Source organism: Pseudonocardia sp. HH130629-09, from assembly GCF_001294645.1.
Taxonomy (GTDB): Bacteria; Actinomycetota; Actinomycetes; order Mycobacteriales; family Pseudonocardiaceae; genus Pseudonocardia.
The window spans coordinates 2,033,129-2,056,538 of record NZ_CP011868.1; the positions used below are offsets into that span (position 1 = coordinate 2,033,129).

The 23,410-nt window shown below is 73.7% G+C and carries 20 protein-coding genes and 2 pseudogenes; 12 read left to right on the forward strand and 10 right to left on the reverse strand.

The window, feature by feature from the left end; translation table 11 throughout:
* Positions 1–346: 346 nt before the first annotated feature.
* From XF36_RS09305 to XF36_RS09315, 3 genes are all read right to left on the reverse strand, one after another.
* Positions 347–886: a hypothetical protein gene (locus XF36_RS09305; RefSeq protein ID WP_060711680.1), complete on the reverse strand. Its 540-nt coding sequence runs from the start codon at positions 884–886 to the stop codon at positions 347–349.
* 96 nt (positions 887–982) lie between these two features.
* Positions 983–2,002: a site-specific integrase gene (locus XF36_RS09310; protein WP_060711681.1), complete on the reverse strand. Its 1,020-nt coding sequence runs from the start codon at positions 2,000–2,002 to the stop codon at positions 983–985.
* Positions 2,003–2,006: 4 nt separating this feature from the next.
* A complete protein-coding gene (locus XF36_RS09315; protein WP_060711682.1) occupies positions 2,007–2,681 on the reverse strand; it encodes a class I SAM-dependent DNA methyltransferase in 675 nt (224 codons plus the stop codon).
* A 687-nt stretch (positions 2,682–3,368) separates the two neighbouring features.
* Between XF36_RS09315 and XF36_RS09325 the strand changes: the two genes are divergently transcribed.
* Positions 3,369–4,666, forward strand: a protein-coding gene (locus XF36_RS09325; RefSeq protein WP_145981319.1) for an IS3 family transposase whose coding sequence is annotated in 2 segments (ribosomal slippage) — positions 3,369–3,642 and positions 3,642–4,666 — 1,299 coding nt in all. Because the reading frame shifts where the segments join, the coding sequence is not laid out codon by codon here.
* A gap of 95 nt (positions 4,667–4,761) precedes the next feature.
* Complete coding sequence (locus XF36_RS09330) at positions 4,762–5,913, forward strand: IS30 family transposase (RefSeq protein ID WP_060710806.1); 1,152 nt, start codon at positions 4,762–4,764, stop codon at positions 5,911–5,913.
* A 14-nt stretch (positions 5,914–5,927) separates the two neighbouring features.
* Here XF36_RS09330 and XF36_RS30260 read toward each other — a convergent pair.
* Positions 5,928–6,206, reverse strand: a pseudogene (locus XF36_RS30260) (transposase); the annotation flags it as partial.
* Between the two features lie 29 nt (positions 6,207–6,235).
* On the opposite strand from XF36_RS30260, the gene XF36_RS09335 reads away from it, so the two are divergent.
* Positions 6,236–6,526 (forward strand): transposase, encoded by a 291-nt coding sequence (locus XF36_RS09335; protein WP_060710840.1) that lies wholly within the window; start codon positions 6,236–6,238, stop codon positions 6,524–6,526.
* Positions 6,523–7,431: an IS3 family transposase gene (locus tag XF36_RS09340; RefSeq protein ID WP_060710839.1), complete on the forward strand. Its 909-nt coding sequence runs from the start codon at positions 6,523–6,525 to the stop codon at positions 7,429–7,431. The genes XF36_RS09335 and XF36_RS09340 overlap by 4 nt, the downstream gene beginning before the upstream one ends.
* A gap of 29 nt (positions 7,432–7,460) precedes the next feature.
* On the opposite strand, the pseudogene ureC reads toward XF36_RS09340, so the two are convergent.
* The 3 genes and pseudogenes from ureC to XF36_RS09355 all read right to left on the reverse strand — a co-directional run.
* Positions 7,461–8,750, reverse strand: a pseudogene (gene ureC / locus XF36_RS09345) (urease subunit alpha); the annotation flags it as partial.
* Positions 8,747–9,070, reverse strand: coding sequence for an urease subunit beta (locus XF36_RS09350; RefSeq protein ID WP_060711685.1), 324 nt, complete (start codon positions 9,068–9,070; stop codon positions 8,747–8,749). The pseudogene ureC and the gene XF36_RS09350, both read right to left, overlap by 4 nt.
* Positions 9,067–9,369: an urease subunit gamma gene (locus tag XF36_RS09355; RefSeq protein ID WP_060711686.1), complete on the reverse strand. Its 303-nt coding sequence runs from the start codon at positions 9,367–9,369 to the stop codon at positions 9,067–9,069. Before XF36_RS09355 ends, XF36_RS09350 begins: the two co-directional genes overlap by 4 nt.
* 248 nt (positions 9,370–9,617) lie before the next feature.
* Between XF36_RS09355 and XF36_RS09360 the strand changes: the two genes are divergently transcribed.
* The 3 genes from XF36_RS09360 to XF36_RS09370 all read left to right on the forward strand — a co-directional run bounded on the left by XF36_RS09360 (position 9,618) and on the right by XF36_RS09370 (position 12,507).
* Positions 9,618–11,561 carry a solute carrier family 23 protein gene (locus XF36_RS09360; RefSeq protein ID WP_060711687.1) on the forward strand — a complete coding sequence of 648 codons (1,944 nt, stop codon included), beginning with the start codon at positions 9,618–9,620 and terminating at the stop codon, positions 11,559–11,561.
* A 32-nt stretch (positions 11,562–11,593) separates the two neighbouring features.
* Entirely contained in the window at positions 11,594–11,932 is a 339-nt protein-coding gene (locus XF36_RS09365) for a DUF6412 domain-containing protein (protein ID WP_060711688.1), read from the forward strand.
* Positions 11,933–12,063: 131 nt separating this feature from the next.
* Positions 12,064–12,507, forward strand: coding sequence for a YidC/Oxa1 family membrane protein insertase (locus XF36_RS09370; protein ID WP_060711689.1), 444 nt, complete (start codon positions 12,064–12,066; stop codon positions 12,505–12,507).
* On the opposite strand, the gene XF36_RS09375 is transcribed toward XF36_RS09370, so the two are convergent.
* Positions 12,435–13,871, reverse strand: coding sequence for a PucR family transcriptional regulator ligand-binding domain-containing protein (locus tag XF36_RS09375; protein WP_060711690.1), 1,437 nt, complete (start codon positions 13,869–13,871; stop codon positions 12,435–12,437). The two genes, XF36_RS09370 and XF36_RS09375, sit on opposite strands and share 73 nt — an antisense overlap.
* Before the next feature lie 93 nt (positions 13,872–13,964).
* On the opposite strand from XF36_RS09375, the gene XF36_RS09380 reads away from it, so the two are divergent.
* The 3 genes from XF36_RS09380 to XF36_RS09390 are packed head-to-tail and all read left to right on the forward strand — an operon-like array spanning position 13,965 to position 18,872.
* Entirely contained in the window at positions 13,965–15,341 is a 1,377-nt protein-coding gene (locus XF36_RS09380; protein WP_060711691.1) for an 8-oxoguanine deaminase, read from the forward strand.
* Between the two features lie 4 nt (positions 15,342–15,345).
* Positions 15,346–16,152, forward strand: coding sequence for an FAD binding domain-containing protein (locus XF36_RS09385; protein WP_060714547.1), 807 nt, complete (start codon positions 15,346–15,348; stop codon positions 16,150–16,152).
* The gene (locus XF36_RS09390) at positions 16,149–18,872 is read left to right on the forward strand and encodes a molybdopterin-dependent oxidoreductase (RefSeq protein WP_060711692.1); all 2,724 of its coding nucleotides are present in this window, start codon (positions 16,149–16,151) and stop codon (positions 18,870–18,872) included. Before XF36_RS09385 ends, XF36_RS09390 begins: the two co-directional genes overlap by 4 nt.
* A 9-nt stretch (positions 18,873–18,881) precedes the next feature.
* Here XF36_RS09390 and hchA read toward each other — a convergent pair whose 3' ends face one another.
* Entirely contained in the window at positions 18,882–19,760 is an 879-nt protein-coding gene (gene hchA / locus XF36_RS09395) for a glyoxalase III HchA (RefSeq protein ID WP_060711693.1), read from the reverse strand.
* A gap of 140 nt (positions 19,761–19,900) precedes the next feature.
* On the opposite strand from hchA, the gene XF36_RS09400 reads away from it, so the two are divergent.
* A complete protein-coding gene (locus tag XF36_RS09400) occupies positions 19,901–20,956 on the forward strand; it encodes a zinc-binding dehydrogenase (protein ID WP_060711694.1) in 1,056 nt (351 codons plus the stop codon).
* Between the two features lie 387 nt (positions 20,957–21,343).
* Here the strand turns inward: XF36_RS09400 and XF36_RS09405 are convergent, their stop codons facing one another.
* Positions 21,344–22,078, reverse strand: a complete 735-nt coding sequence (locus XF36_RS09405) for a GntR family transcriptional regulator (protein ID WP_202968498.1) — start codon at positions 22,076–22,078, stop codon at positions 21,344–21,346.
* A gap of 125 nt (positions 22,079–22,203) precedes the next feature.
* On the opposite strand from XF36_RS09405, the gene XF36_RS09410 reads away from it, so the two are divergent.
* Positions 22,204–23,409 carry a TIGR03364 family FAD-dependent oxidoreductase gene (locus XF36_RS09410; RefSeq protein WP_060711695.1) on the forward strand — a complete coding sequence of 402 codons (1,206 nt, stop codon included), beginning with the start codon at positions 22,204–22,206 and terminating at the stop codon, positions 23,407–23,409.
* The last annotated feature ends 1 nt before the right edge of the window (position 23,410 follow it).

Here is a 23,410-nt window from a genome sequence, read left to right on the forward strand (position 1 = left end):
GCCCGGCAGGCCACGGTGGGCAGCACGGACGCAGCAGCACGGATGCAGCGGCGCGGACGGAGACTGTCGGGCCGGGGCCGTCGTGACCCGCATGTGCCGGCGTCCGCAGCTCCGGAGGCCGAGGATCTCTGGGCCGCGCCCTCCAGCGCCCAGCCCTTCGCCGCTCATCGGTCTCAATGGTCAATGAAACGTTGACGCCGACATGTCGTCGTCGAAACGACGACACCCGGACCGCCACAACGCCACGAGACGGCCGCCGGCAGCCCGGCCGGACCGGGGCCGGTCCGGACCCGCGAGCTCACCCGGAACGGAGAGCCGCAGGCGAGAAGGGCGTGGTGGAGGAGGGTCAGCGGCGGCGGACGGCCCGGTCCAGCGCGTCGACGACGGCGTCGGTGAACGCGCCGGCGCCGCCGTGCCCGGCGTCGTCGATGATCTGCAGCTCGCTGCCCGGCCAGCGCCGGTGCAGGTCCCAGGCGATGTCCGGAGGCCCGCTGACGTCGTACCGGCCGTGGATCAGGGTCCCGGGGATGCCGGCGAGCCGGGTCGCGCCGCGGAGCAGGGCGCCGTCGGGGAGGAACGCGGCGTGCCGCCAGTAGTGCGTGACCAGCCGGGCGAAGACGAGCCGGAACGCCGGGTCCTCGTAGCGTCGGCTCGGCCGGTGGCCCGGTGCGAGGGAGACGTGGGTGTCCTCCCAGCGGCACCACTCACGGGCGGCGTGCTCGCGGACGGCCGGGTCGGGGTCGGCGAGCAGAGTCGCGTAGGCGTCGACGAGGCGGGCGCCGCGCAGGTGGGCGGGCACGGCGTCGGCGAACCGGTCCCAGGCGGCGGGGAAGATCCGGCGCATGTCCTCGGTGACCCAGCGGATCTCCCGCTCGGTCGTCGTCACGACCTTTGCCGCAGGTCTCCCAGTACAGGTCCTGGCCGTCGTCGGTGGTGAGGGTGCCGGCGTCGTAGGGCTCGATCGCCGGGTGGAGGGGCACCGCTACAACCCTGCCAGCAGGGCGGCGGAGTTGTCCTCCCACGCGTTGTCGATGCGGATGTAGGTGCCCACGGTGGCCAGGGAGCGGTGCCGGGTCTGGTGGGCGATGGCCCGGTCGGAGGCGCCGCGCTGGTGGGCGTAGGTGACATGGCCCGCGCGCAGCGAGTGTGCGGACCAGGGGCCGGGGCCGATGTCGGCACGTGCCACCGCGCGCTGGACGATCTCGTTGACCGACTCCGGGTGCAGCTGCCGGTCGGTGACCCGGTTGCCGCGGGTGACCTTGCGCAGCACCGGGCCCTCGGTGATCCCGGCGGCGTCGAGCCAGGCCCGCAGCGCGGTCACCGGGCAGCGCGCGGTCCGGTGGGTGTGCGGGAGGACGACGAGCTCGGGCTCGGTGCCGTACGGGTTGGTCTTGGACCGGGGGATCGACAGGACTCGTCCGCGGGGGTGGTCGGCGACGTCGGCGACGGTGAGCGCGGCGAGCTCGGAGCGGCGCAGCGCGGAGAAGAACCCGACCAGCAGCAGGGCCCGGTCGCGCAGGCCGGCGAGGTCGTCCTCGTCCGTCCGGGTGGCGTAGCTGCGGGTGGTGGGGCAGGCGTCGACGACGTCGTCGAGGTCGGGGGGCATCAGTGGCCGGGCCCGGACCGGTGGGGCGCCGTGGGTGCGGCGGATGCCCTCCCAGACGGCGGTGACGCGGCGGGCGTCGGTGGGGTCGGGGAGGTCGCGCATGACGTGCACGAACCGGATCGAGGACAGCCGGCGGCTGATGGTCCCGACCTTCGCCCCGGCCCCGGCGAGCTCGGTGATGTACCCCGACAGTGCCTCGGGCGCGGCGGGCAGCGCCGCGTGCCCGTGCCGGATGCACCAGGCACTGAACTCCCGCCAGTCCGAGGCGTAGCCGCGGCGGGTGTTGGCCGACCGGGCGGCCGCGACGTAGGCGGCCTCCTGCTCGGTCAGCGGAAGGTCCACCTGCGGGGCGAGCAGCTCGGCGCCGGGCACGCCGGTGGGTGCGGGGTCGGTCACCGGGTCATCCTGCCGGTCCCGGTGCCCGCGCCACCATCACCACACCTGGGCCGGTCCGCTCGTCGGGGTGCAGGAGGAGCTCGGCCTCGGGGTGCAGTCCCGCCCGATCGAGGAGGTCACGCAGCTGCGCGGGCCGCCACAGGTGGCTGGTCCAGCGGACGGGCACGCCGCCGTAGCACTCGGTGCGTTCGAGCTCGCCGTCGCCGACGTGGGTCGCCAGGATCAGCCGCCCACCGGGGGCGAGTGCGCGGGTGAAGGAGGCCAGGACGTGCGGCAGGACGTCGCGGGGCAGGTGGAACAGCGACCACCAGCCGAGGATCCCGGCGAGCGAGCCGTCAGGCACCGCGAGCTCGGTGGCCGAGCCGACCGTGAAGGTGCAGTGCGGGTACAGGCGGCGGGCGTGGGCGACCATGGCGGGGGAGAGGTCCACCCCCGACGCGTCGACGCCGCGCTCCACCAGGTGGGCGGTGACCTGCCCCGGCCCGCAGCCGACGTCGAGGACCGGCCCGCGACCCGCGACGGCGTCGGCGAAGGTGTCCATGGCGGCCCGGAGCCAGGGGTGGGTACGGACGTCGCCGAGGCCGGTGGTGACGACCATGTCGACGTAGTTGTCGGCGACGCGGTCGTAGGAGTCACGGACGGCGTCAATGTCGGCGGGGCGGGGGACCGGTCCGGTCACGGTGCACCTCCAGGGCGGTCGAGGTCGTCAGGCTAGCGGCGGGAGTGACGCCGGTCCTCGCGCCCGTCCGGTCCCCGGTGGCTCCTTCGCTGTCGGATCTCATCGATCATGGCCAGCTGCACCGCCCTGGTGTTGCAGATCGGCCAAGTTGGGCGGGACTTTGGCGCTGGAACTGTCTCGATCTACCTGGCCAGGTTCGGGGTGTCTGCCCCGCGACGTCGGAGAGGACGTAGTGGCCGCGGGGCTGACCGCGCAGCTCGCTGAGCACGACGGTCAGCAGCAGGCGATCGGCTGCTGCCGGGTCGCGGGTGCCGCGCAGGCGCGCCAGGCACGACGTGGTCCACCAGTAGCGGTGCGTCCAGCTCAGGATCGCCTCGCTGGCCAGTGTCAGGCCGTGAGGCCGTAGTCATGGCGGCCATCGTTCACGGCTCCCGGTTCGTCATGACCTGCGTGGCGGCGGGCACGATCAAGGGCCACGGCACGTGGTCGTCGAGGAGCCCCCCATCGCTCGTCGCCGCGGGACGGGCGATGGACTGCAGGACTGCTGGGCAGTCGTCGGCGGCGAGTCCGACCCGCACGGTCCCTGGGGGAACCGCAGTGGCCCACCACAACGTCGTGGTCGAGACAGATTGAACCGTCCCGGCTTCTCTGCCGCTCCGTTGTGAGCAGGCTGAGAGGATGGGTGTCGTGCCCAAGAAGATCGACCCAGCGGTTCGGAGCCAGGCTGTGCGTCTGGTGACCGAGCATCGTTCGGCGTACTCGACCGAGCGTGCCGTGCATGTCCAGGTCGCTGAGTCACTCGGGGTGTCGCGTGAGTCCGTGCGTCGCTGGGTGTCCCAGCACGACGTCGACACCGGCGTCGTAGCGGGCGTGACCAGCGATGACCGCGAGGAGCTGCGGCGGTTGCGGGCGGAGAACAAGCGCCTGCGCGAGGTCAACGAGGTCCTCAAGTCGGCGACGATTTTCTTCGTGGGGGAGCTCGACCCCCGAAACCGCTGATCGTCGCGTTCGTCGATCAGATGCGGGCTGCTGGTCATGCCGTCGAGTCGATCCTTGCTGCCCTCAACACCCTGGGGCTCACGATCGCGGCACGAACCTTGCGGGCCTGGTGCGCTCGGACCGGCACCAGGAACGGCGCCGCCGGCCGGGTCGCGGCCCGGACCGTCACCGACGCCCTGGTCGAAGACGCCGTCCGTGCGGCGGCGTTCACCACCAACCGCGCCGGCGAACCGGTGCTGGCCCCAGAGGGACTTTATGGGCGTCGCAAGATGCTGGCCCTGATCCGTCGAACGGTGCTGCCCGAGGCTGGGTTCGGAGCGGTCGACCGGGCGATGCGCTCGGTGGGGCTGGCCGGAGTGGTCCGCGGGAAACGGCCGCGCACGACCATCCCGGACTCGACCGCCCAGCGGGCCGCTGATCTGCTCGACCGCAACTTCACCGCCTCAGCACCCGACAGCAAGTGGGTCACCGACTTCACCTACGTGCGCACGTATCAGTCGTTCACCTACGTGGCGTTCATCGTGGACTGCTTCTCGCAGAAGATCGTGGGCTGGCACGCCGCGCTCACTCGTGACGTCGAGCTGGTGGACGTGCCGTTACGGATGGCGCTGTGGCGACGTGCCCACGAGGGCAAAGCCGTGGCCCGGGACCAGCTGATCTGCCATTCCGATGCCGGGTCGCAATATACGAGTCTGCGGTTCACCGAGCACCTGCACCTCGAGGGCATACAGCCCTCGGTCGGCAGCGTCGGCGACGCCTACGACAACGCCCTGATGGAGACCATCAACGGCCTCTACAAGGCCGAATGCATCCGCACCCGAGTCTTCCACGACGGCCCCTACCGCACGATCGCCGACGTCGAGTACGCCACCGCCAGCTGGGTCGAGTGGTACAACAACCGCCGACTGCACTCAAGTCTGGGCATGATCAGCCCCACCGAGTTCGAGGCAGCCCACTACGCTGACACAGAACCATCGGCCAGATGATCACTGGCCACCAAACCACCGGCAGTAAAGCCGGGACGCTTGGACTCAACCGGTCAGCGCAACACCCGGGTAGTTGATCATGATAGGGGTGTGGGATGGCGCGACTGGGACGACCTGGGATGTCCGATGCCGACCGCGCGGATCTGTGGGTCCGGTGGGGGCGTGGGGAGTCGATCAGTGACATCGCTCGGGCGATCGGACGCCCGCCGGGGTCGGTGTTCACGGTGCTCAAGTCCACCGGTGGCTACGTGCCGCCATCACGTCGTCGCCGACCGGGGACGCTGACCGCGGCCGAGCGGGAGGAGATCTCTCGTGGTCTGGCCCAGTATCGTTCGATCCGGGCCATCGCGGCTGGGCTCGGTCGTCCGGCCTCGACGGTGAGCCGGGAGGTCGCCCGCAACAAGGGTCGGCGTGCCTACCGTGCTGTGGACGCCGAGGACCGCGCCTGGCGCCGGGCCCAGCGCCCCAAGACGTGTCTGCTCGCCCGTCGTCCGCTGCTGTGTGGGTTCGTCGCTGCCAGACTGGGTGAGGACTGGTCGCCCGAGCAGATCGCCGGGCACCTGGCCAAGCACTACGCTCCGGGATCGGGGATGCGGGTGTCACACGAGACGATCTACAAGTCGCTGTTCGTGCAGACCCGCGGTGTGCTGGCCAAAGACCTGCAGAAACACCTGCGGTCGGGCCGTCCGATCCGGCGTAACGTGCACAACACCACCGGTGGGCAGTGGCGCTCGCAGATCCCCGGCGCGGTCTCCATCCACGACCGGCCCGCCGAGGTGACTGATCGGGCGGTGCCCGGGCACTGGGAAGGTGATCTGCTGCTCGGGCGTGGCACCACCCAGATCGCGACCGTGGTCGAGCGCGCGACCCGGTTCACCGTGCTGGTCGCGCTCGGAGGGCGCGACATGCACACCGTCGCCCACCAACTGTCCCGGCAGATGGCCCGACTGCCCGAACACGTCCGCAAGTCGCTGACCTGGGACCGCGGGATGGAACTGGCCCGCCACACCATCGTCACCGCCCGGACCGGGTTGGACGTCTACTTCGCCGACCCGGCCAGCCCCTGGCAGCGTGGCACGAACGAGAACACCAACCGGCTACTACGCCAGTACTTCCCGAAGGGCACCCGGCTCGACCACATCACCCAGGCCCAACTCGACCGCGTCGCGGAACGCCTCAACACCCGACCGCGCAAAACGCTTGATTTCGACACCCCGGCTGATAGATTCGGAGCACTGTTGCGCTGACCGGTTGAGTCCAAGATGCCCAGGGAGTCGACGAGTTTCTCCATCCGCCGCGTCGAGACCCCGAGCAGGTAGCAGGTCGCGACCACCGTGGTCAGGGCCCGCTCCGCCCGGCGACGACGCTCCAGCAACCAGTCGGGGAAGTAGGAGCCGTTGCGCAGCTTGGGGATCGCCACGTCGATCGTGCCGGCGCGGGTGTCGAAGTCGCGGTGGCGGTAGCCGTTGCGGGTGTTCGTGCGAGCCTCGGAACGCTCGCCCCAGGCCGCGCCGCACACCGAGTCGGCGTCCCCCATGATCGGGGAGGCATCAGCTATAAGGGGTAGCGATGCCAGAGGTACGGAAGCGCTACGACCGGGAGTTCCGTGACGGAGCGGTCCGGGTCGTGGAGGAGACGGGCAAGCCGATCGCCCAGGTCGCCCGTGACCTGGGGGTCAACGAGGGCACGCTGGGCAACTGGGTGGCCCGTGCACGAGAGGCCCGCGAGGACACCGAGGGCCTGTCTCGCGGCGGCGTCGAGGAGCTCAAGCGGCTGCGCGCGGAGAACGCCGAGCTGCGGATGGAGCGTGATGTCCTCAAGCGATCCGTGGTCCTGTGGGTCAAGGAGGCGACGAAGTGAGCGTGGCCCGTTTCATCGCCGACCAGAGGACCTTCCACCGGGTGCCGCACACGCTGGCCTGCGCCCTGTTGGGGGTGTCGATCTCCTGGCTGTACAAGTGGCTCGACCGCGCCGCGCGTTCCGACGGTGGTGCCACCGCGACCGAGAAGCGCCGCTGCGCGTTGGACGCCGCCGTGGCCGTGGCGTTCGACGACGCCCAGCGGCTACACGGCTCACCCCGTCTGCACGCCGACCTGTGTGAGGCCGGATGGCGGGTGTCGGAGAAGACCGTGGCGGACTCGATGCGCCGCCAGGGCCTGGTCGCCCGCCGGATCAAGCGGCACAACGGGCTGACCCGCCAGGACCGCACGGCGCCGAAGTTCCCGGACCTGCTTCGTCGGGGTTTCACTGCGGCCGAGCCGAACCGCAGATGGGTCGGGGACATGACCGAGATCCCCACCGCGGCCGGGAAGTTGTATCTGGCCACGGTGATCGACCTGTACTCGCGGCGGCTGCTCGGCGCGGCCACGGGGCTGCACCCGAACGCCGAGCTGGCGTGTGCGGCGATCCGGATGGCGGTGGCGGCCCGCGGCGGGGCGGACCGAATCGCCGGGGTGATCTTCCACACCGACCGCGGGTCGACCTACACCGCGGGCGCGTTCACCGCTCTGTGTCGGCGGCTCGACATCCGTCAGTCGATGGGCCGGGTCGGGTCGTGTTTCGACAATGCCGCGGCGGAGGCGTTCTTCTCCAGCCTGGAGTGGGAAGTGCTGTCCCGCAACGACTTCGACACCATCAGTAGGGCGCGGGCGGCGGTCATCGACTGGTGTTACGGCTTCTACAACCACCGGCGGCGACACAGTGCCGCCGCCGGGCTCTCACCGATCAACTACGAGAACGCCGCCCTCACCCGAGACGCGGCATAAGAACCCTCCACGATCTCGGGGGAACCGCAGACCTCCACCGAGCCGATGTGCTCGGCCGCGCCGTGGGCCAGCGCCGGGTTGATCGTGTACTTCGCGACGTAGCGCCGGGCCCGCAGGTTGTCGGCGCGGTCGGAGTCACCGGGAAGCGGTCCGCGGGCGGCCTTCATGACGTGGGCGGTCTGCCAGGTCCGGATGACCACCTCGCCGATGCGGCCCATCGCCTGGGAGTCCGAGCTCATCATCGAGATCGCACCCAGGTCCTGCAGCACGTCCTCGGCGGCGATCGTCGTCGGGCGGATCCGGGACTCGGCGAAGGCCAGGTCCTCGGGCACCGACGGGTTCAGGTGGTGGCACACCATGAGCATGTCGAGGTGCTCGTCGAGGGTGTTGACGGTGTGCGGGCGGGTCGGGCTCGTCGACGACGGCAGCACGTGCGACGTGCCGACGATCTCGATGATGTCCGGGGCGTGCCCGCCGCCCGCGCCCTCGGTGTGGAAGGCGTTGATCGAGCGTCCGCCGATCGCGGCCAGGGTGGACTGCAGGAACCCGGCCTCGTTGAGCGTGTCGCTGTGGAGCGCGGCCTGCACACCGGTCTCCTCGCACACCCGGAGGCAGGCGTCGATCGCCGACGGCGTGGTGCCCCAGTCCTCGTGCAGCTTGAACCCGCCCGCCCCGGCACGCAGCTGCTCGTGCAGCGCCTCGGCCGACACGGTGTTGCCCTTCCCCGTCAGCAGCAGGTTCACCGGCTGGTGGTCCATGGCCTGCAACATGCGCGAGATGTTCCACGGTCCCGGCGTGACCGTCGTGGCCTTCGACCCGTCGACCGGGCCGGTGCCACCGCCGAACAGGGTGGTGACGCCCGAGGCGAGCGCGGTCTCGACCAGCTGCGGGCAGATGAAGTGCACGTGCGCGTCGATCGCCCCCGAGGTGAGGATGCGTCCGTTGCCCGCGAGCACCTCGGTGCCCGGCCCGATCACCAGGGCGGGGTCGACGCCGTTCATCGTGTCGGGGTTGCCGGCCTTGCCGATCCCGACGATGCGGCCGTCCTTGACCCCGATGTCGGCCTTGATCACGCCCCAGTGGTCGAGCACGACGGCACCGGTGATCACCAGGTCCGGGCAGTGCGCGGCGGTGACGGCGGCCTGGCCCATCGACTCCCGGATCACCTTGCCGCCGCCGAAGACCACCTCGTCGCCCGCCGCCGGGCCGCGCGAGCGGTCCTCTGTCACCTCGATCAGCAGGTTCGTGTCGGCGAGTCGGATCCGGTCCCCGACGGTGGGGCCGTACAGGTCGGCGTAACGCGCGCGGTCGATGCTCACCCGTGGCTCCGCTCGTCGAGGGCGCCCGCGCTCTCGGGGCGCAGGCCGGGGACGCGGCGCGCCCCCACGATCGGCACCAGCGACACCTCGCGCTCGACCCCGGGCTCGAACCGCACCGACGTCCCCGCGGGCACGTCGAGCCGGTGCCCCCAAGCGGCGTCGCGGTCGAACTCGAGGCCGGGGTTCGCGGCGGCGAAGTGGTAGTGCGACCCGACCTGCACCGGCCGGTCCGCCGCGTTGACGACGGTGAGCACGACCCGGGTGCGGCCGGGGTTGAGCTCCACCGGCTCGTCGCCGAACAGGATCTCGCCGGGGGTCACGCGATCGGCCCGTGGACGGTGACGAGCTTGGTGCCGTCCGGGAAGGTGGCCTCCACCTGCACCGAGTCCAGCATCTCCGGGACGCCGTCGAGGACGTCGTCTCGGGTCAGGACCTCTCGCCCGCTGCTCATCAGCTCGCTGACGGTGCTCCCGTCGCGGGCGCCCTCCAGGACGTGCTCGGTGATCAGCGCGACCGACTCCGGGTAGTTCATCCGCAGGCCCCGCTCGCGCCGCCTGCGGGCGACGTCGGCGGCGACGTGGACGAGGAGCTTGTCGCGCTCCTGCGGGCTGAGGTGCATGCCGGCATTCTGTCTGATCCCGGGTTGCAACGGCATTGCCGGGAGGTTCCGAACGGCGGACTCGCGTGGCCGTGGCGCCCGGGTCGACTGTCGGAACCTACGAAAGCCCCGGGCCGAGCGGGCCAGGGTTCGTCGAGGACGGCGGTGCCGGGTGGTCCCGGCCCGGGCGCATGGTGATGCAGGTCGCAATCCGGCCCCTCTGCGCGCCCTGCCCCGTCATCCCCCTCCGGCTCTCATCGAGGTCACCGATGCGCCTGCGCCGATCCACCAGCGCCACCGCCGATCCCGCCCGTCCCGTCCACCCGGTCGACCGGGTGCCGCCCGCCGGACGGCTCGCCGTCTACGGCATGCAGCACGTGCTGGCGTTCTACGCCGGTGCCGTCGTCGTGCCGATCCTGCTCGCCAACGCCATCGGCCTCGACGAGCGCCAGCTCATCCACCTGATCAACGCCGACCTGTTCACCTGCGGCATCGCCTCGATCCTGCAGTCGGTCGGGATCGGCCGGATCGGGGTGCGGCTGCCGCTGCTGCAGGGCGTTACGTTCACCGCGGTCTCCCCGATGATCGCGATCGGGCTCGCCGCGGGAGGCGGGACGCAGGGACTGACCACCATCTACGGCGCGGTGATCGTCGCCGGGCTGGTCACCTTCTTCGCCGCGCCCTACTTCGCGCGGCTGCTGCGCTTCTTCCCACCGGTCGTCACCGGCACGGTGATCACCGTGATCGGGCTGGCGCTGCTGCCGGTCGCCGCGACCGACGCCGTCGGCGGCTCGAACGCCCCCGACCCCGGCAACCCGCTCTACCTCGGGCTCGCCCTCGGGACGCTGGCGGTGATCGTGCTGATCCAGCGGCTGTTCCGTGGGTTCCTCGCGACGGTCGCCGTGCTGGCCGGGCTCGTGCTCGGCACGCTCGCCGCAGTGCCGTTCGGTCTGGTCGACCTGTCCGCGGTGGGGGAGTCGGACTGGGTCGGGGTCACCACGCCGTTCCACTTCGGCTGGCCGCAGTTCTCGATCGCCGCGATCCTGTCGATGATCGTCGTCATGATGATCACCGCGGTCGAGACGACCGGTGACGTGATCGCCACCGGCGAGATCGTGGACAAGAAGGTCGGGTCGGACGACGTCGCCCGCGCCCTGCGCGCCGACGGCGCCGCCACCACCCTGGGCGGTGTCCTCAACTCCTTCCCCTACACCTGCTTCGCCGAGAACGTCGGCCTCGTCCGGCTCACCCGGGTCTCCAGCCGCTGGGTGGTGGCCGCCGCGGGCGGTTTCATGATCCTCATCGGGCTGGTGCCGAAGGCCGGGGCGCTGGTCGCGGCCGTGCCGCACCCGGTGCTGGGCGGTGCGGCGCTGGCGATGTTCGCGACCGTCGCCGTCGTCGGGATCCAGACGCTGTCGCGGGTCGACTTCCGCGACCACCGCAACGTCGTCGTGGTCGGGTCCGGGCTCGGGGTCGCGCTGTTCGTGACCGTGCAGCCGGACGTGGCGCAGGCCCTGCCGGAGTGGGCGGGCATCGTGCTCGGCTCCGGGATCACCGCGGGCAGCGTCGTCGCGATCGGGCTCAACCTGCTCTTCTTCCACACCGGGCGCCGCCGCGACATCGCACCCGCGACGCCCGGTGGGGACACGGTGACCTTCGACCGGCTCGCCTCCGCCGACGCCGGCGAGTTCTCCGCGGTGCTCGGGCGGCTGTTCGAGGGCCCGACCGCGGTGCCGGCCCGGGTGCACGGCCGCGGCCCCTTCGCCGACGCCACCGCGCTGCGCGCGGCGGTGCAGGACGAGCTGTTCGCCGCGCCGATCGAGGAGCAGCGGGCGCTGTTGGGCCATTACCCCGACCTCGGGGGGCTCGCCGGCGCGGGCGGCTCCGGCGCCCCCGCCCCCCGCCGCTCCGACGGCGTCGGCCCGGTCGGTGGCCCCGTCGGTGGCACCGCCGCGGCGGCACTGCGTGACCGGGCCGGGCTCGCCCTGCTCGGCAACGACGACCGCGCCGAGCTCTGCGCCGTGGCGGCGGCCTACCGGGAGCGCTTCGGGTTTCCGCTGATCGTCTGTCTGCGCGACGCGGGGGACACCCGCACGTTGCTCGCCACCGCGCGGAGGAGGCTGGAGCACCCGCCCGCGCAGGAGCACGCGACGGCCCTGGTGGAGATCGCCAAGGTCGCGGGGCGCCGGTTCGACGACCTGGTGTCCGGCTGACCCGGTGACGGGCGCAGGGCCCGGCGGCCGGCGTGGACCTCGGGATCGGACGGCGTGCGCGGGACGGGGCGGCCCTGCTGGTCGCGTCGCTGCTCCCGCTCGCGCCGGTCCTGCTGCCCGCCGAGGTCGAGACCGGGCTCGTCGGCGCCGTGGTCGCGCTCGCCGTCCTCGTGTGGGCCGGGCACCGCGAGCTCGGCGCGATCCACCTCGTCGCCACTGCCGCGACCACCCCGGTCCGCGAGGCCCGCCGGGTCCGGCACCGGGCCGGGATCGTCCGCCAGACCGACCCCGACGCGGCGGGCCGTCCCCGGCCGCGCGCTTCGGGACCGCTCCACCCGGAGCAGGTTCCCGGCATCGTCGCGGCCGCCTGACGCGCCGCCCCGCGCGCCGGTGCGGTGTGCGCACCGGCCCGTCGTCGTCCCTGTTCCGGGACCCGTCCTGCCCCTCGGACGTCCCCGGAGTGACACGTGCTCGACTTCCTGTACTACCCGTCTCCTTCGTCATGTGCCTGTGGCACGAGCTGTTCGGCGCCCTGTTCGGACCGGCCACCGGCCCGTCCTGGGCGCTGTCGGTGGTGTTCCTCGTGCTCACCGTCCGGGCGCTGCTGGTGCGCTCGGCCTGGACCCGGATGCGCGCCGCCCGGATCGGTCGCGCACTGGCCCCGCAGGTCGCCCGGCTCCGCGAACGCCACCGCGGCGACGCCCGGGCACTGGCCGAGGCGACCGCCGCGCTGCACCGCACGCACGGCTCGTCGCCGGTCGCCGGGATCGGAGTGGTGTTCCTGCAGATCCCGGTGTTCGTCGCGCTGCTTCACGTGCTGCGCTCGTTCAACCGGCCCGGCCTGACCTTCGAACAGAACGCCGCACTCGCCAACTACGCCTTCCCGCCCGACCAGGTCGCCTCGTTCCTGCAGGCCCGGCGGTTCGGGGCGCCGCTGTCGGCGTGACTGCGGATGCCCGCCGAGCAGCTCGCCGCGTTCGGCGGGGCCCCTGTCGACGGGGCGGCGGTCGCCGCCGTCGTGGTGGTGCCGGCCGTGCTCGCCGCGGTCTGACCCACCTCAGCATGCGCTACGCCCGGGCCGACCCGGGACGCCGCCAGTCCCGCGGCGTGCCCGGCCTCGGCGAGCGCACCCGACAGCGCCTCCGCCGTCGACGGCCGCGACACCCCGGCCGACAGCCGTCCGCCCGCCAGGCCCGGGCCGAGCCGGTGCACCGCGCCCAGCACCACCTCGACCGGGTCCGGGGTGTCCGCACGCCCGGGCACCGCGACGACGGCGACCGCGTCGCCACCCAGCACCCCGACCGCGGCCGGGCCGGTGCTGACCAGCGCGTCGAGCAGCACGGTGTGCGCGGTGTCGGCCGGGTCCGCGACGCCCGAGGCGCGCAGCACGACCACGGCGAGGGTCCCGTCCGGCTCCACCCCGGCCTGGCGCAGCCGTACCCGGGTCTCCGGCCGGTCGCCGGTGTCGGCGGCGATCCGGGCCAGCGCGTCGTCGGCGATCGGGCGGGCCACCGCCGCGCCCTCGCGGCGCCGGGACCGGTCCAGCGCGGCGATGGCGGCCAGCTCCCCGACGGCGTCGACGGCCTCGGTGCCCGCCTGCGCAGTGCCCGGCGGCAGCTGCGCGGCGACCAGCCAGCCGGTGGTCCGTGCCGTTCCCGGTGCCGCGGGGACCACCAGGTGCGCGGCACCCTCCCGACCGGCCGGGACGGTCACCGGCAGCCGGCCCGCGGTGAGGAACCCGGCGACGACGGCGTCGCGCTCGGCGTCGGGCAGGGCCGGCCCGGCCAGGAGGCCGCCCGCGGCGGTGAGCACCCGGCAGACCAGCCCGGTGCCCGCCGAGACCGCCCCGGCCAGCTCGGCCAGCTCCGCGCCGCCGGCGAACGCGGCGAGCAGCCGCCGGTGCCGGCCCAGGGTGTGGGCGAGCCGGTCCCCGCGGGCCGCGGACAGCGCCCCGATCACCACCTCGGTCACCGCGCCGAACGACACGTCCACCGGGACCGCGATCAGGACGAGGTCGTGGCGGCGGCAGGCGTCGACGACGTCGCCCGGGATGTCGCCGAACACGGCCTCGCCGGCCACCAGCGCCGCCGCCCCGGGCCGGGCGACGGCCGCGACGAACCGCTCCGAGTCCGCCGTTGTCCGCCGCCACACCAGCCCGGACACCACCAGCTCACCGCCGCCCAGGTAACGCGACGGGTCGGGCAGGTCGGTCGGGTACACCCAGCGCACGGACCGGTCCAGATCGGCCGCCGAGCCGTGCAGGACCCGCAGCCGCAGCTCCGGTCGCGCGACGAGCTCCGAGAGCAGCATGGGAGGAACCTACAACTCGGTGCACCCGGCGGGACCCCGATTCGTCACAGTGGTGCCTTCTCCTGGTGACCGTCACACGGTGCACTGGGGTCCATGCAGCAGCCGAACGCCGGGCGGACCGCCAGCCGGGTCGCCATCGAGGGTGCCCACGTCGTCACCGTCACCGGGGAGGAGATCCCCGGCGGGCACGTCGTCGTCGAGGGGGAACGGATCGCCGCCGTCGGGCCCGGCCCCGCCCCGGCGGGGTCCTACGACCGCAGGGTCGACGCCCGCGGCTGCCTGCTCACCCCGGGGCTGGTCAACACCCACCACCACCTCTACCAGTGGGTGACCCGCGGACTCGCCGTCGACCACACGCTGTTCGAGTGGCTGACCACGCTCTATCCGGTGTGGGCCGGCATCGACGAGCACGCCGTGCACACCGGCGCCACCGGGGCGCTGTCGGCGCTCGCGTTGTCGGGATGCACGACCACCACCGACCACCACTACGTCTTCCCCCGGGAGGGCGGTGACGTGCTCGGCGCCGAGATCCGGGCCGCCCAGCAGGTGGGGCTGCGGTTCCACCCGACCCGCGGGTCGATGGACCTGGGGCGCAGCGCGGGCGGGCTGCCGCCGGACCACGTGGTCTCCGACCGCGACGAGATCCTCGCCGCCTCCGCCGACGCCGTCGCCCGCTGGCACGACCCGTCACCGGGGTCGATGCTGCGGATCGCGCTGGCGCCCTGCTCGCCGTTCTCGGTGACACCGGAGCTGATGCGGGAGTCCGCTGCGCTGGCCCGCGAGCTCGGTGTGCGGCTGCACACCCACCTCGCCGAGACCGACGACGAGGAGGCGTACTGCCGGGAGCGCTTCGGCGCCACCCCCACCGAGTACGTCGCCGACCTGGGCTGGACCGGGCCCGACGTGTGGTTCGCCCACACCGTGCACCTCGACGACGAGGCGGTGAAGACCATCGGCGCCACCGGCACCGGCGTCGCGCACTGCCCCACCTCCAACGGCCGTCTCGGTGCCGGCATCGCGCGGGTCCGTGACCTCGTCGACGCCGGCGCCCGGGTCGGGATCGGCGTCGACGGCGCCGCCTCCAACGAGGGCACCCACCTGCTGGAGGACGTCAAGCACGCCGTCCTCTTCGCCCGCGCCGCGGGCGGCCCCCGCGCCCTGTCGGTGCGCGAGGCCCTGGAGCTCGGCACGCTCGGCGGCGCCCGGCTGCTCGGTCGCGAGGACGAGATCGGGTCGATCGAGACCGGGAAGCTCGCCGACCTCGCGCTGTGGCGCCTCGACGGGTTCCGGCACCGCGACGTCGCCGACCCGGTGGCCGCCCTGGTCCTGGGCACCCCGCCGCCGCTGGAGCTGTTGCTGGTGCACGGCCGCCCGGTCGTGGAGAAGGACACGGTCCTCACCGTCGACACCGACGCCGTCGCCGCCGAGTGTGCCGCGGTGCACCGCGACCTCGTCTCGCGGGCCGGGTGAGCGGATGGATCTGCACACCGTCACCGGGTTCCGGCGCGCCCGCGAGCGCGCCGACCTGGCGCTGGCTCCGGGGGAGCGGATCCTCGCCGGCGGGACCTGGCTGTTCTCCGAGCCGCAGCCCGGCGTCACCGGCCTGGTCGACCTGACCACGATGGGCTGGGAGCCCCTGGAACCGCTGCCCGACGGCGGCCTGTCGGTGGCGGCGACCTGCCCGATCGCCGACCTCGCCGGGTACGGGGAGCGCACCGGGGTCCCGCTGTTCGCCCAGTGCGCGCACGCCCTGCTGGCGTCGTGGAAGATCTGGCACACCGCGACCGTCGGCGGGAACGTGTGCCGTGCCTACGCCGCCGCCGGGATGGTCGCGCTCGCCGCGACGCTCGACGGCGTCGCCGTCGTCTGGACCCCCGACGGCGACGAGCACCGGGTCCCGGTCGCGACGCTCGTCACCGGGAACGGCACCACCGCGCTGCGCCCCCGCGAGGTCCTGCGCGCGGTCGAGCTGCCCGGTGCCGCACTGCGCGCCCGCACCGCCTTCCGCAAGATCGCACTCGCCGAGCTCGGCCGCTCCGGCGCCGTGCTCACCGGGCGGGTCGACACCGCGCGCGACGGCGGCGCGGCCACGTTCGTGATCACCGCCGCGACCGAGGCCCCCACCGTCCTGCGCTACCCGGCCGGTGTGCCCGACGCCGACCGGCTGCGCGCCGACGTCGACGCCGTCGACGGCTGGTACACCGACCCGCTCGGTTCCGCGGACTGGCGCCACGGGGTCAGCGCGGTGCTGCTGGAGCAGATCCGGGAGGAGCTGTCGTGAAGCTGCACATCAACGACACCGAGCTGGAGGCCGAGCCCGCCCCGGGGCAGTGCACCCGCACGTTCCTGCGCGAGCACGGGCACGTGGAGGTGCGCAAGGGCTGCGACGCCGGGGACTGCGGCGCGTGCACCGTCCTGCTCGACGACCGGCCCGTGCACTCCTGCCTGATCCCCGCCCAGCGTCTCGACGGCGCGCGGGTCACCACCGTAGCCGGGCTGGCCGGGCCGGACGGGGAGCTGCACCCGGTGCAGCAGGCGTTCGTGGAGAAGTTCGGCTACCAGTGCGGGTTCTGCACGGCCGGGCAGATCGTCACCGCGTCCGCCCTGACCGCCGAGGACCTCGACGACCTGCCGCGGCGGATGAAGGGCAACCTGTGCCGCTGCACCGGCTACCGCAGCATCCGGGAGGCGATCGAGACCGGCGTCCGTCGTGGGTGCGCCGCCGACGGTCCGCGCGCCGCGGAGGGCACGGTCGGCTGCTCGGCCCGGCCCCCGGCGGCCGAGCGCATCGTCACCGGCACCGAGCCGTTCACCTTCGACGTCGACCTCACCGGTGCCCTGCACCTGCGGGTCCTCGGCTCCCCGCACGCCCATGCCCGGATCCGGTCGATCGACGCCACCGCCGCACGGGCCGCGCCGGGCGTCGCGCTGGTGCTGACCCACCACGACGTGCCGGACCTGCGGTACTCCACCGCCCGGCACGAGCACCGCACCGACGACCCCGACGACACCCGGATGCTCGACGACGTCGTCCGGCACGTCGGGCAGCGGGTCGCGGCCGTCGTCGCGCAGAGCCCGGCACAGGCCGAGGCCGCCTGCGCCCTGATCGCCGTCGACTACGAGGTGCTGCCCGCCGTGCTGGACCCGGAGGCGGCCCGCCTGCCCGGTGCGCCGCTGGTGCACCCGGACCGGACCCCGGCCGACCGCGTCGACGAGGCGTCCCGCAACGTCGTGCTCGCCCTGCACGGCGGACACGGCGGTGACGTCGACGCCGCGCTCGCCGGGGCCGCGCACACCGTCACCGGCACCTGGCGCACCAGCCGCGTCTCCCACGCCCAGCTCGAGTGCCACGGGGCGATCGGCTCCCTCGACGACGACGGGCGGCTCGTCGTCCGCGCGGGGACCCAGGTCCCGTTCCTCACCCGCGCCGAGCTCGCCCGCGTGCTCGACCTGGACCCCGACCGGGTCCGGGTGCACACCGCGCGGGTCGGCGGCGGGTTCGGCGGCAAGCAGGAGATGTTCGCCGAGGACCTCGTCGGGCTCGCGGTGCTGCGGACCGGGCGCACCGTCGTCCATGAGTTCACCCGGACCGAGGAGTTCACCCGCACCGCGTTGCGCCACCCGATGCGGGTCGCGGTCACCCTCGGCGCCGACGACGACGGCCGGCTCACCGCGATGAAGCTCGACGTCCTGTCCGACACCGGCGCCTACGGCAACCACTCACGCGGGGTGCTGTTCCACGCCGTCGCCGAGTCGGTCAGCGTCTACAACTGCCCCGTGAAGCACCTCGACGCCGAGGTCGTCTACACGAACAACGTCCCCAGCGGCGCGTTCCGCGGTTACGGCCTGGGCCAGGTGATGTTCGCCGTCGAGTCCGCGATGGACGAGCTGGCGATCGTCGCCGGCCTCGACCCGTTCGACCTGCGGCGGCGCAACATGGTCCGCGCCGGGGACCCGCTGCACGTCGCCCACCACGGCGACCCCGAGCACGACCTGCACTGGACCAGCTACGGCATGGACCAGTGCCTCGACCTCGTGCAGGACGCACTGGCCGACGGCAGCGGCGGCCCCGTGCCGGACGGCCCGACGTGGCGCGTCGGCGAGGGCACCGCCCTGGGCATGATGACGACGATGGCCCCGTTCGGCCACGCCGCCACCACCACGGTGACCCTGCTGCCCGGCGGGCGCTATCGGCTCGGTGCCGGCACCGTCGAGTTCGGCAACGGCACCACGACGACCCACCGCCAGGTCGTCGCGACCGTGTTGGGGACGACCGCGGACCGGGTCGACGCCCACCACGGCGACACCGACGCCTGCGGCTACGACACCGGGGCGTTCGCCTCGGCGGGCACCACCGTGGCGGGCAAGGCCCTGCACGCCGCGGCCACCGCGCTGCGGGCCCGCATCCTGGCGGTGACCGGCGTCGGAGAGCTGCACGCCGACGGCGTCACGACCCCCGACGGCGAGTGGTCCCTCGACGAGGTGCTGGCCGCCGCGTCGTCGCCGGGGGGACTGTCCGCGACGGGGGAGGAACCCGGCACCGCGCGGGCGATCACCGCGAACTGCCACGGCGTGCGGGTCGCGGTGGACACCGCCACCGGCGAGGTCCGGGTGCTGCGCTCGGTGCAGGCCGTCGACGCCGGCACCGTCCTGAACCCCGAGCAGCTGCGCGGGCAGGTGGAGGGCGGCGCCGCGATGGGGCTGGGCAGCGCGCTCTACGAGGAGGTGTACGTCGGGGAGTCCGGGGAGATCCTCAACCCGGTGTTCCGCACGTACCGGGTGCCGCAGATGGCCGACGTCCCGGTCACCGAGGTGCGCTACGCCCGCACCCACGACGCGCTGGGCACGTACGGCGCGAAGTCGATGAGCGAGGCGCCCTACAACCCGGTGGCGCCCGCGGTCGCGAACGCGATCCGCCGGGCGCTGGGGGTGCGGCCGTACCACCAGCCGTTCAGCCGCGACCGGGTGTGGCGGCTGGCAGCCGGTGGTACGGCGCCCTGAGGTGCGTGGTCAGCCGCGGCGTCGGGCGTACTCCAGCAGCGCGGTCGCGGTGAGCTTGCCCAGCTCGTTCGCGGCGAGCGGGCTGTCGCCGGTGATGACGTTGCGGTCGGTGGTGCAGCGGCCGGTCATGTCGTCGTTGACGACGCGGATCCCCTCGTTCTGCAGCGCCGCGCCGAGCAGCCACGGCATCTCGCCCGGCAGGTAGCCGATGTCGATGTTGGCCCCGGCGTCGAGCGCGTCGGGGAACACGCACATCTCGTAGCCCTCGAACACCGAGCGGCCGCGGCCGATCCGGGTCGCGAGGAACGCGGCCGGCCCGTGGCACAGCGACACCACGAGGCGGTCGGTGCGCATCGCCCACTCCAGCGTGTCACGGACGTCGGTGGAGAACGGCAGCCCGGACAGCGCGCCGTGCCCGCCGGGGACGAACACCGCGAGGTAGTCCGAGTCGTCGCCCAGTTCGCGGTCGACGACCTCGGCCAGGGACTTCGGGGCCCGCCACTGCGCGATCAGCTTGTCGCGGGCGCTGCCGACCGCCTCGTCCTCCCCGGGGTAGGCCCACCATTCGAACTTCGCCGGGTTGCCGGTGAGCGTCGCGATCTCGACGCCGAACCCGGCCTCCAGGATGTGGTGCAGGGGGAGCAGCGTCTCCACCGGGTGGTTGCCGGTGGAGAAGAACGTGCCGTTGCCCATCCGCAGGTAGCGCTCGTCGGTGGCCAGGACGAGCACCTTCCACCGGCCGCCGGACCAGGCGTGCCGCTCGGTGGCGAGACCGTCGAAGTCGGTCCGCGGCGCGGTGTAGGCGTCGAGCGAGTACGGCGACGGGAAGTAGGCGTCGTGCTCGGCCGGGTCTGCGGTCGGGTCCTTGCTGAGCGTGCTGTCGGACATCGGGGTGCCTCCGGGTCGTTCGTGCGGTGCCGACGCGGCGTACCCCCGCCCGGTGCCGGTGAACCGCGCCGCCGTGCGTTCACCAACTTGTCCATACAGGGAGGTGGACGGCCCGGCGAGGTGGTGCGACCGTGGCGGGCATGACAGCTCCCGTGACGACCGCCCGCTACGCCCGCTGGGACGGCGTCGGCGCCCCGTTCCGCCTGGTCACGACCGCGCTCGGCGAGCCGGGGCCGGGGGAGGCCCTGGTGGAGGTCGATCTGGCGACGGTATGCGGTTCGGACCTGCACACGACCCGCGGGCACCGCTCGTCGCCGGTGCCGGGCGTGCTCGGGCACGAGCAGGTCGGGCGGGTCGTCGCGACGGCGCCGGGCCTGCACCACGTCGACGGGGCGCCGGTCCGGACCGGCGACCGGATCGTCTTCTCGGTCGCCGCGTCCTGCGGGGAGTGCCGCCGCTGCCGTCGCGGGATCCCGCAGAAGTGCACCGACCTGCACAAGTACGGCCACGCCCCGCTGGACGAGGCCCGCCCGCTGACCGGCGGGTTCGCCACCCACTGCCTGCTCGCCCCGGGCACCGCGACAGTCGTCGTCCCCTCAGCTGTGCCCGACGAGGTCGCTGCACCCGCCTCGTGCGCGACGGCCACGGTCGCCGCGGTCCTCGACGCCGCCGGCTGGCCGGGCCCGGGAGCGCGGGTGCTGGTGACGGGCGCGGGCATGCTCGGTGTGACCGCGGCGGCGATGGCGTCCCGCGCGGGCGCCGTGGTCGTGGTCGCCGACCCGCACCCCGACCGCCGCGACCGGGCCCGCCGCTTCGGCGCCGCGGACACGGTCGGGACCCCGCCGGAGCGGGCGTTCGACGTCGCGCTGGAGCTGTCCGGTGCACCCGCCGCCGTGCGCACCTGCCTCGACGCGCTCGACGTCGGCGGCACCGCCGTCCTCGCCGGGTCGGTCTCACCCGGCCCCGCGGTGGGGCTCGATCCGGAACACCTGGTCCGTGGGCTGCACACGGTCGTCGGCGTGCACAACTACGCCCCCCGCCACCTCACCGCCGCGGTCGCGTTCCTCGTCGCCGAGCACGCGCAGTTCCCGTTCGCGGAGCTGACCGGCGGACCGTGGTCCCTCGACGCGCTCGACGACGCCTTCGCCGCCGCCGGGGCGCCGGGTGCGGCGCCGCGCCAGGCCGTGCGTCCCTGACGTCGCGCCCGATCGTCGGGCCGGGCGGGCCCGGTGGGGCCGGGGCGCTGTCGTCGCCGCCCGCGCGAAGAGGTCCGGAGCACCATGTCTGCGGAGACGGTCCGTGCGGCGGGGTGTGCGCGGGCTTCTCCGCTCGTACGGATGCCGGCCGCTGATGTCGCGGCGGACCCGACTCCAGGGGCCTGCGGAACAGCTCATCGCATGAACCGATTCGGCCGGGCGGCTGTCCTCCCGCCTTCGGAGGGGGATGCGTGTCGATTCGCTTACCCGGTAAGCGAGTTCGGAACAGGGGCATCTCTGGGTGGTAGCGGCAGCGACGGCGGCAGGGGTAACGGCGGCGAAGGTGGCGGCGGCTGTGGCGGCGGTGCGACTCCCCTCCCCGCCCGCTCACTCCCGCGCGAACCCACCCCGCCCGCTGCGGGTGTTCGTCACCGTCACGGTCGCGACGTCCGGGCGGTAGCGGTCCTCCGACCACTCGAGGGCGTCCCCGGCGGAGTCCCAGGTCAGCCGCCGTTCGCGGAGTAGGGGGTGTCCGACCTCGACGTCGAGCAGGGACGCGTCGAGCTCGTCGGCGGCGACGGCGTCGAAGGTGTGCCGGGCTGCGTGCAGGTCGACGCCCTGGCCGGTGAGCAGGGCGTAGATCGACCCGGCGTTGAGGTCGGCGTCGAGCAGGGCGCGCCCGACCTTCTCCACGTAGGTCATCCGCTCCAGCATCGCGGGACGGTCGTCGAGCAGGCGCAGCCGGATCAGCTGGACCGCGTAGTCCTCGGGCTCCAGGCCCAGCGCCGCCGCGACCGCGGGCGACGGGTGCCGCAGCGCGATCTCGTGCAGGCGCTGGCCCGGGACGTGGCCGGTCAGCTCCGCGCGCCGGGTGAAGGACAGGAACGACTCGAACGGCTGGGCGGGTACCGCGTCGAGCACCACCGGGCGCCGGCCCTGCCCGCCGCCGATCAGGCCCTCGTCGCGCAGGGCGGCCAGGGCCTGGCGGACGGGGCCGCGCGACGCCGAGAACTCCCGGCACAGCTCGGCCTCGGACGGCAGCGCCTCGCCGACCCCGATCGCGCCGCTGCGGATACGGGTGCGCAGCTCGTCGGCCAGTGTGCGGTGCAACGGGGTCCCCACGGACGGTGACTCTACAAGCGACAGGCCGCTGAGCACGACGTCCAGTGGGCGGGCAGGTGAACGGTTCTCAACTTGTATCGACAAGTCATTGCGGTCCGGGACATCCGGCTGGCACCGTCGCCGCCGTGACCCGGACGAGTGACCTCCTGATCGTCGGGGCCGGCGTCGTCGGCCTCGCCCACGCCGTCGAGGCCGTCGAGCGCGGCCTGGACGTGACCGTGCTCGAGCGTGACGAGCACGCCGTCGGGGCCTCGGTGCGCAACTTCGGCCACGGCTGCCTCACCGCCCAGACCGGCGACGCGCTGGAGTCCGCCACCCGTGGCCGCGGTACCTGGCTGCGGCTGGGCGCCGAGGCAGGGTTCGGCGTCGCCGAGTGCGGCACCGTGGTCGTGGCCCGGTCGGCGGAGGAGCGCGCCGCGCTCGAGGAGCTCGCGGCCACCCGGGGCGACGACGTCGAGCTGCTCGACCCGGCGCGGGTCGTCGACCGGGTCCCGGTCGCCCGCGAGGGACTGCACGGCGGGGCGTTCCTGCCGCGTGATATCCGGGTCGAGCAGCGCCGGGCAGTCGGGGCGATCGCGGCGTGGCTCGCGGCCCGGCCCGGTGCCGAGATCCACTTCGGCTGCCCGGTCCACGGCATCGACGCGGCCGGTTCCGGGTCCGGCGGGACCGGGTCCGGCGGGACCGGGTCCGGCGCGGGCGGGATCGCGGCGGGCGGGATCGGATACGACAGCGGCGACGGCCCGGTGGTCGTCCGCACCGGGCGCGGGGAGTTCCGGGCCCACCGGGTCCTCCTCTGCGTCGGTCACGACCTGGACCGCCTCGTCCCCGGCCTCGCCGACGACGCGGGCCTGCGGCGCTGTGTCCTGCAGATGCTGCAGGTCCGCCCGCACACCCTGCTCATGATCGGCCCGGCCGTGCTCACCGGCAGCTCGATGCTGCGCTACCCGGCCCTGTCGGGCACCGCGGGCGCGGCCGCGCTACGCGAGCGCTGGCGCACCGAGCGGCCGGAGCTGCTCGACGCGGGCGTCAACCACATGCTTACCCAGCTGCCCGGCGGCGACCTCGTCGTCGGCGACACCCACCACTACGACCGCACACCTGAGCCCTGGACCGACGAGACCCTCGACGACCTGCTGCTCGCCGAGACCCGGGCGCTGCTCGGGACCGGTGTCGACGTCGTCCGCCGCTGGCGGGGCGTCTACGCCGACGCCCCCGGCGAGTTCCTGATCCGCCCGATCGCACCGGCGACGACCGCCGTCGCGGTCACCTCCGGCATCGGCATGACCACCGCGTTCGGCCTCGCACCGGCCGTGCTCGACCGCGTCCTCTGAA